Source organism: Methanobrevibacter sp. (assembly GCF_045116495.1).
Classification (GTDB): domain Archaea; phylum Methanobacteriota; class Methanobacteria; order Methanobacteriales; family Methanobacteriaceae; genus Methanocatella.
Genome location: NZ_JBGULU010000149.1, coordinates 1 through 9,188 on the forward strand (window position 1 = coordinate 1; position 9,188 = coordinate 9,188).

Sequence of the window (9,188 nt, forward strand, 5' to 3'; positions counted from 1 at the left end):
GGCAACATATTGCCCATAATTCCCATTATAAAAACACCATGACTTATAATTGAGTTTTTGACTGATGAATAATTGCCCATTTTTAAGATACAATCAGCAATGAATGCAAATAAGGTAAATACAAGTATCGGCACCCAGGTGTGTCCGCTTAAAAACATTACAATTCCCAAAATTAATCCCAGCAGGGTAACCATTCCAAATTTAGAAACTCTTGTTAAAAACAACATGTAGGGGATTCCACAAATCAACGCTGCCAATATTGGCAGTGCCAACATTAAAATCGGAATATATCCCAGCATTCCAAATGCAAATATCAACACTATTAAAATCACTGCAAAGATACCTACAGTGATTAAGTCTTTCACGTTTAATCTTTCAGACATAATTTTTTCTCCTAAAGTTTTTTTAAGGGAATTAGATTACCCATTCCCCACTTAAATTTTGTAAATCGACCATTTTTTTGAATAGTCCATTTTGAGCTAATAATTCCTCAGGTGACCCTTGTTCAGAGATTCTACCTTCATCGAGAACAATAATTTTATCGGCATTGGCTATTGTACGCATCCTGTGAGCAATAATTATCACGGTTTTGTTTTTAATAAGCTCTGATAATGCTTTTTGGATTTTGGATTCATTTTCAACATCCAAGAATGATGTTGCCTCATCCAAAAGAATCACATTGGCATCTTTCAACATTGCCCTTGCAATAGAAATTCTTTGCCTTTGACCACCTGATAATAGCTCACCATTTTCACCAATTACTGTATTATATCCATCAGGAAGTTTTTGAACAAACTCTTCACATTCCGCTAGGCGTGCAGCCTCGATTACTTCTTCATCGGTTGCGTCCTTTTTCCCGACTCTGATATTTTCCAGAATTGATGTATTGAACAGTATCACATCCTGGAAAACAATTGAGAAGTTTTCTAGGAGTTTTTCACTATCCAATTTTGACAAGTCTTGGCCTCCCAAATTTACTTCACCGGAAACAGGATCCCAGAATCTTGCGGCCAGTTTTGAAACAGTGGATTTTCCGCCACCTGAAGGGCCTACAAGTGCTGTAACCTCACCCTGTTTTGCTGTGAAATTAATATCGGTCAAAACATTTTTCAAATCATCATAATTGAAATCGACATCTTTAAATTCAATGTCGTAACCGTCTAATGAATACTCGGTTAATCCTTCTTCAACAACCAGTGATTCGATTTCTTTTGTTCTTTCAATTTTTATATCCATCATAAGTATTTCAGATAAAAACATCAAACCGTTTTCAACAGGTGCATAAACTGTAGCGGAAGCTATGAGGAATATTAAAAGTGTAAATAGTGACACCTGTGAATTCATTATCAAGTAGGAGCCTAGAAGAATTACGGAAACAATTCCTAAATTCAGGACAACTTTGCCTGTAATTACTCCGGCTGCTGACATTAATTCCGCTTTGATTCTTGACTTTTCAATTTTGGAAGTTAATGCTGAAATCTTTCCAAAGTATTCGTCCTGATGGTTGTATGATTTTAAGTCTCTAACAGATTCGATGCATTCCTGCATTCTATCTCCGCAGTCAAGCAAATCTGCCATGACAATTTCTCCACCTCTGTAGATGAGAATTTTTGAAGCATATAATATTGCAAATGCAACGGGAACCGGCCACAATAGTGCAATACCTAATCTCCAATTAAAGGTTAACATACCAATTGCTACAAGACATAGTGAGATAATTGAACCGAGCAATTGTGGAATTGCATGTGAGAAGACATGTTCCAAATCGGTACAGTCGTTCATGATTGTTGCTGTCAGGTCTGCCAGGTCCCTGTTTTCGAAAAAGGACAATGGAAGTTTTCTTAAGTTTTCACCTAGATTGATTCTTCTGTTTTCACTTTCTGTGTATGTTGTATTGAATACGAAGTGGTATTGTTTCCATGCCAATGCAAAGATGATTCCCAAAACAATCAATATCAATACGATAAACATTCCGAGGTTGGGATCAATTATTTCCCCACCGGTCAATGGTCCTATCCACATGTAAATGAGCAATGCATATAAACCGACAGGCAACATGAATGCAATGTTTAAAAGTGCTGTGTAGAGGATTCCTTTAATTAAGTTATCGGAACCTTCTTTTGTAAGCCCAAATCTTTCGGTAAAATATTCAGATATCATTTATGCCACCTCACTTTTTACTTTCCATTGAATGGACTGGTTGAATTCATCCCACATTCTTGAATAAAGGCTTTGATTTTCAACTAAATTATCGTGATTGCCTTCTTCTACAATCCGTCCGTTTTCAACTACATAAATTTTATCTACATTCTTGACTGTGGATAATCTATGTGCAATCATAATGACTGTTTTATCTTTGGTAATTTCCGAAATCGCCTTTTGAATCATATATTCGTTTTCAGGATCTGCTAGAGCAGTAGCCTCATCTAAAATAATGATTGGAGCATCCTTAAGAATTGCTCTTGCAAGAGCTATTCTTTGCTGCTGACCTCCTGAAAGATAGGTTCCTTCAGTTCCAATTACAGTATCGATTCCATCAGGCAATTCGGCAATGATATCATCACACTGAGCCAAGCTTAATGCATTTTTAACATCTTCTCTGGAAGCTCCTTTGCGACCAATTGCCACATTATTGTAGATTGAATCTTTAAACAATGTGGTATTTTGGAATACGAATGAGATGTTCTCCATCAAATCTTTTGTTGAAATATCTCTAACGTCAACTTCACCCACTTTTATTGAACCTTCATCAACGTCCCAAAATCTTGGTATTAATGAGGCTATTGTTGTTTTTCCGCCACCGGAGGGTCCAACTAATGCAACAGTTTCATTTTCATTGATTTTTAAATTAACATCATTTAAGATATGTTCATCACCGTCAGTCTTTTCATAGTCGAAATAGACTCCTTCAAATTCAATTGAATGATTTTTAGGCTTTTGAGGATTATCTGTTTCAACTAAAGGTTTTTCGGCTAAAATCTCTTCAATACCTTCCAAAGCATGGCTTGCCAGCATCCAATCCTGTGAAACTGTCATTATCTTATTCATCATTACAGCGCAAATCGGTGTGAAAATCACATAAAACATGAAATCTGCTAAGAACTTTTTATCCACTACAGATCCTGCAAGCAATATTCCGGCAGGAATCAACAGTGCGAAAAATCCATTAATTGATACAGTAAATGCGGTCATCGGAAGCTGAGTTGACAGAGAATAATTGGCAGAGAACTTTGCGTAATTCTTAATAGCATCAATGAAGTTTTTAAATGAATAAACACTTTGTTGGAATGCTTTTGTAACTGGAATTCCCCTAACATATTCCACTGCTTCAGCGTTCATTTTTTCGAGATATGTCTGATATTGAACCATAATGTTTTGGGATTCAGAAGAAAACATCGGATACATGAATATGAAACATAATACGATTGGTATTAAACATATTAAACCTAAAAGCCAATCAAAACTGAATAACAATATCAGAAATGCTATTGGAGTCACAATGGCTCCTGTAAGGTCAAACAGTTGATGAGCCAAAAATGTTTCGGTTTTTGAAGTACTATAATCAATTACTTTCCGCAGTCCTCCACTGGTGTGGTTTGAGAAATATCCCAACGGTAGTTTAAGCAAGTGATTTATAGCCGCATCCTTCATGTTCTTTTCGTTTTTGAATGCAGATAAGTGTGTTCCCATTAAACCGAAAAAGTTTAGAACAATTCCAGCTATTGCAAATGCAAATGCATTAAAGGCATATGTATCTAGGTTCTGTGCTTGAGAAAAATTTGGAGCAACAGTTAGAATGGCATTTACAACATTCCATATGTATATGAATGGAATTAAGAGACATATTGCACTTAAAGCTGATAATATCATGCCCAATATTGACAGATATTTGTAATTGCCGGAATAATTCAATAATCGTATAAATTTATTTTTACTTTGAGTATTTGACATAATAAACTCCTTAAAATTTTATTTAGGCATACCTAAAAATTTAAAATAGTCCTAAAAAGTTATTCCTTTAAAATATCTTAAAAATAAATAAAAGAACAATTTTTGAAGTATTTTTAAAAAAAATAATTAGATGTAACCTATTTTCATTATTAACTATTTTAAAATAGGTATATATAGTTATTTGAACTAAAAAGATAAAAGTATACCAAAAAGTCAATTATTTTTCATACTCTGACGGGGTGCAGCCTACATACTTCTTAAATGCTTGGCTAAATTTTGAAGGTGAAGAGTAGCCCACTTGTTTGGAGATTTCTGAAATATTCAAATGCCCTTCTTTAATCAATCGACAGGCATAATCAAGTCTGTACTCCTTTCTCCATTTATAAATAGGTTTTCCATAAACTTCCTTAAAGCAATTCTTCAAGGTTGTTTTACTTATTCCATATCTGTTGGATAATTCATCAATTGTGATTTTACTTTCCAAATCATTGATTAAATCATTTTTAACATTTTCAATAATGTCAACTTGTTTTTTAGAAAGAGATAATGATTCTGTTTTAGTTTCTCTAGCTATGGAGACAAATAATAACAGTTCAAGACATTTTAATTTGAAATAAGGTTCTTTAATTCTGTCATCGACACAATATAACTCTCCAATCACGTGTTCGATTTTCTCATTTGCTCTAAGTAACCTATAACCTTTGGATTTTTCTAAATGTTCATATAACTCAATTAAATCAAAATCAGGAATAAGGCTTTTGATATGTTTGTTTGCAACATCAACATCAATGAAAATCTCCAAGCCTTCATAATATCCTAATGGAAAGTCCGAAACAGTTTTTGTTAAATCATAAATACTAACACACAAATCTCCTTTTCCAAAATAAACAATCCTATCGTCTCCCACTGCATATGAGTATCTGCCTTTAGCGCAATGGTTGATTTGAAGCAAACGGGAAGAGAGTTTATCTTCAAAAAATACATTATCCATTTCGTCAATGTTGATGTCCATAAAAGCGATTATTATTCCATCAAATAATGAATAAGTTTCCATTGTTCCGTATTTTGCACTTTTTCCCAGTTCAATTGTCTTTTTTGAGCCCTCTTCTATAATCGAATATTCGGATTGTAAAACTTTATCAAACATTCCATAAAGATTTTCATTCATATACTTAAATTTGTGACATTTTTTTATTAAAGTTTTATTGGTTGAAATAGATAAGTATCGGAACTTTTTTTTTTATTCGTTTCATACGATTGAACAGAGGTGTAGTGATGATGATAATTTCAATAATTTTAGTATCAGTACTTGGTATATCAATGCTTGGAATGGCTGCAATGAGTTAAATTCCAAACATTCTTTTTTTATTTTTTTAATTTTATATTCATTCATCAATAATCTCTTTAATAACCTTCACCAGCAATTATCAATCCTGCAACGGATGGACTAAAGAGATACTTCCTTTACATTATATTTTGAATCTTTCTGATTAACTATAAGAACAATATACAATATAAATATAGTAGGTGGGGATATTATTTTTAAAATTTCGCAGAAAAAATCAACTTTAATTGTTGCGGCGGCATCCCAATTACTCATACAGTTAATTGCTAATATGACTGTTATTGCCCTGCCGGATATAGCTATTGAATTAAATTTTTCTGCTGAAGCACTTTTGTGGGTAAATATAATTTATATGATGAGTTTTGTAGCTTTCAGTCTGCCGTTTGCTAAAATCATTTCACAGTATGGGGTTAAAAAATCCACTAAAATAAGTCTTTTATTGCTGTTTGTTTCTATTTTAATCTCACTATTTTCGATAAATGATATGATGTTTCTTTTATCTAGATTAATGCAGGGATTTTCAGCTGCTATATTGGCCATTAGTTTATATGTTATTATAGTTGAAGAGTTTGAGGATAGTGAAATAGGTTCCGCATTAGGTGTAGTTTCATCAGCAGGATATATTGGATTGTTAATTGCTCCAGTAGTTATGGGATTTGCAATTGTCCTATTTGATTGGAAATGGGCATTTGTAATGGTGCTCCCAATAATTGCTATTCTGATGATATTATTGAATAGAATTGACTATGAATGGACTACTGAAAAGAAACATGTCGACAATATAGGTTCACTAATTTATGTTGTTATGATGTGTCTATTTACCTATGGGATGACACTATTGGATGAGTTTGGAATTGTCTTTGTAGTAGTCAGCTTTATTTTATTTATAATATTGGTTAAAGTTGAAAAAAATGTTCCCGAACCGATATTTAATTTCAAGTTGCTTAAGGATGCTAAATATGTGATTGGAAATTATGCGGCTATGGTAACTTATTTCACTACAACAATTACCATTACTGTACTTGCACTGCATTTGCAATATATTTTAGATGTTGAAGAGATTATCGTGAGCTTTATTCTTCTTATTGCGCCTATTGTCATGATAGGGTTATCCGGTTTATCAGGCAGGCTTTCAAATAGGATTGATTCAAGACTAATATCTGGTGTTGCAATGATGTTCATATGCGCATCATCAATCTTGTTTTTCTTTGTTGATTTTATATCATTTAATATTATTCTTGTTGCATGCGCCTTACAAGGAATCGGCAATGGGTTGTTTTCAGCTCCAAATAATAAATATGTTTTAACTCTTGTGGATGAAAAAGATTTGCCTGATGCAAGTTCAGTTTTATCAACCAGTAAAGAATTCGGTAAAATTTTAAGTTCTGGAATTTTCACAGTCATATTGTCCATTTTCATTGGAAACCAGCAATTGGGGCCTGAACATATTGATCATTTATTTATTCAGTCAGCTAACCTAATGATGTTTATATGCATATTGTTAAATTTGTCTGCAGCAATTTTACTCTTCTACAGTAAATTAAGATATGACTATGCTCCTAATGAGAATACCGTAAGATTCTTTAAACGTATTGCGCCGGAATGGGCTAAAAAAAGGGTGTATGACAAATACGACTATTGATTTTTCAATGCCATTGTATTAGGATTACGATGATACAAGTATAGAAGAACAGATAGTTGACAGGTCCTATCGGATGAAATCCAAATAGTAATGTACTCGGCTAATATTGTAAAGTTAAAGAATTAATCTTTAACTTCATTAATTGTATATTCAATATTGTTTAAGCCCAATACTTCACTAACTTTGACATTATCTTGTGGAAATGTTTTTTTAATATTCTCAATTACATCCTTTTTACCTTCATTTTTCATATTAACAGTAATTTTATCTCCATAATCAATTAATAATACCTCTATAAATACATTTTCATCGTTTGAATCGAAAATCATGTTAATAAGATTATTTAATGTTTCAGATGATGAAGAATCAACGTTCAAACTTTCTAAATGATTAAACATTTCAGTTTTTTCATTGTCATCTTTACTTTTTAAGGTGTAATTTCTAGTTTTTTCAATCAATCCCTTTCTAATGAAAAATAGGCCAGAATATTCACTTTCCTTTCTTTCAACAATCTTAACATAACATGCAACAACTGCTATTGACAAAATATATCCTAATGCAAAGGATATCCAGACAGAGTCGATGCCCATAAATGGATATAAGATGAATGTAAACAGTAATGGTCCGAGTAATGTTGAGATGACTGAAATTATTCCGGATTCAACCGTTCTTTCTATTCCTTCATAATAAAATATCAGCATTGTTGAAAATGCCATAGGTATAAATGCCAATGAGTATGCTCTAATGGCATTTTCCACAATTGAATCATTAGGCATATGGTGAAGCTTAAAGAATATTAATAATCCGTCAGGATAGATTAATAAGATTGCAGTAAAAATTATTGAACAAAGCAATGTTATCATAACTGATCTTCGTATAATATGGTTTAAATTATAGAAATCATTTTGTGAGTAATAGATAGGCACTATAGATGATAATGTCTCTGCAAATCCTATTACTAAAATACTTATTATCAGTAATCCATTGACACATACGTTGTATATATCCAAACCTATCTCTCCTAAAGCAGCACCAATAATCAAATTCATAATATAAACTAATATCACGTCAAAAATTCCCATACTTGCTCCTGGGAGACCTATCCTAATTATTTCTGCAGTTGATTTTGCCCATGTTTTGATTTTTAATTGGGATAATGTAAATTTGAATGTTCTTTTTGGATCGAACAAATATTTTAGGGTACAAATAGCTCCGATTACATATCCTATCAATGTTGCAAGTGATGCTCCATCAATGCCCATATGAAAAACACCGAGGAATAAATAATCTAAAAATATATTGACGATGTTTGCAATAATGATTACTGCTGAGGAAAAATTTGGCTGTCCATCAACTCGGATAAATTGAGAAAACACTCCCATTATGGTCACAATTGGGAAACTAATAAACAGATATTTTGCATAAGTTTTTATATAAGGTATTGAATCAGCTGATGGAGGATGCAACATTGCAATTAAAGCATCTTCAAATAATACACACACCAAAATAATTATAATTGAAACTAGTATTGTCGTGAGCATTGATGTTGTGAAATAGTGATTGCTTCCATCTTCGTCAAATTCTGATTTTTTATTTAAGCATAAAATTTGACCGCCTAATCCAAATAACCATTCAAATATTGAAATTAATAATACTAATGGTTCCAAAACCTGTAACGCTGCTTGTCCATTGTGTCCAATGTAATTTGCCACAAAACTTGAATCAACAATTGAAGTTATATTTAAAGCCATTGCTATAAGTATTGTAGGCAATAACAGCTCTCTGAACTTGTGTGTTATTATCTCATTATTCATTTTATCATCTGTTTAAGCCAAATTTTCATTCGAAATAGTTAAATTTATTTAAATAATCTATTAACCGTTTAAGATAGTCTTTATCTGGCTTAGGCCAATTAAATCCTAATAAACGAAGAATTTCGGTAGTTTGTTCTATTTCTACAAGGGATTCAAAGGAATCTTCTTCCTCATAATCCTCAACAGATATTTCTGCAGTAATTAGGCCTTGAATATTGTCGTTCATGTTTTTATCGTATATCTCTTTAAATTCTTCATTGTCGACTTCTTGGATGTTATAACCATAATCGTTCAATGCATCAATTATATCTCCGTTAGTTATATAATGATTATTCATGGAATGGAATATCCTACATTTTTCTGGTGTTTTTGATAATTCAAGTACAGATTTTGCAACATAATCTATTTGACTCATATCTGTCTCTTCTTTAGACAT

Annotated in this window: 7 protein-coding genes; 1 reads left to right on the forward strand and 6 read right to left on the reverse strand. The window is 32.4% G+C overall.

Going from position 1 to position 9,188, the window contains the following annotated elements; all coding sequences use genetic code 11:
- The 4 genes from ACJMLH_RS07990 to ACJMLH_RS08005 form a co-directional block, all read right to left on the reverse strand.
- The coding region (locus tag ACJMLH_RS07990) for an MptD family putative ECF transporter S component (RefSeq protein ID WP_405276490.1) at window positions 1-383 on the reverse strand (383 nt) is incomplete at its 3' end.
- Window positions 384-414: 31 nt separating this feature from the next.
- A complete protein-coding gene (locus tag ACJMLH_RS07995) occupies window positions 415-2,160 on the reverse strand; it encodes an ABC transporter ATP-binding protein (protein WP_405276492.1) in 1,746 nt (581 codons plus the stop codon).
- Window positions 2,161-3,951: an ABC transporter ATP-binding protein gene (locus tag ACJMLH_RS08000; RefSeq protein ID WP_405276494.1), complete on the reverse strand. Its 1,791-nt coding sequence runs from the start codon at window positions 3,949-3,951 to the stop codon at window positions 2,161-2,163.
- Between the two features lie 217 nt (window positions 3,952-4,168).
- Window positions 4,169-5,098, reverse strand: coding sequence for a helix-turn-helix domain-containing protein (locus ACJMLH_RS08005; RefSeq protein WP_405276496.1), 930 nt, complete (start codon window positions 5,096-5,098; stop codon window positions 4,169-4,171).
- Window positions 5,099-5,522: 424 nt separating this feature from the next.
- Between ACJMLH_RS08005 and ACJMLH_RS08010 the strand changes: the two genes are divergently transcribed.
- A complete protein-coding gene (locus ACJMLH_RS08010) occupies window positions 5,523-6,938 on the forward strand; it encodes an MFS transporter (protein ID WP_405276502.1) in 1,416 nt (471 codons plus the stop codon).
- 122 nt (window positions 6,939-7,060) lie between these two features.
- On the opposite strand, the gene ACJMLH_RS08015 is transcribed toward ACJMLH_RS08010, so the two are convergent.
- Window positions 7,061-8,752, reverse strand: a complete 1,692-nt coding sequence (locus ACJMLH_RS08015; RefSeq protein WP_405276498.1) for an MATE family efflux transporter — start codon at window positions 8,750-8,752, stop codon at window positions 7,061-7,063.
- A 25-nt stretch (window positions 8,753-8,777) separates the two neighbouring features.
- Window positions 8,778-9,188 (reverse strand): hypothetical protein (locus ACJMLH_RS08020; protein WP_405276500.1); only part of this gene is annotated, 411 nt, incomplete at its 5' end.

Excerpts from the sequence above, each read along its gene's own strand:
- ACJMLH_RS08015 (WP_405276498.1), bottom strand. The coding sequence starts at position 8,752 with ATGAATAATGAGATAATAACACACAAGTTCAGAGAGCTGTTATTGCCT.
- ACJMLH_RS08005 (WP_405276496.1), bottom strand. The coding sequence starts at position 5,098 with ATGTTTGATAAAGTTTTACAATCCGAATATTCGATTATAGAAGAGGGC.
- ACJMLH_RS07995 (WP_405276492.1), bottom strand. The coding sequence starts at position 2,160 with ATGATATCTGAATATTTTACCGAAAGATTTGGGCTTACAAAAGAAGGT.
- ACJMLH_RS08000 (WP_405276494.1), bottom strand. The coding sequence starts at position 3,951 with ATGTCAAATACTCAAAGTAAAAATAAATTTATACGATTATTGAATTAT.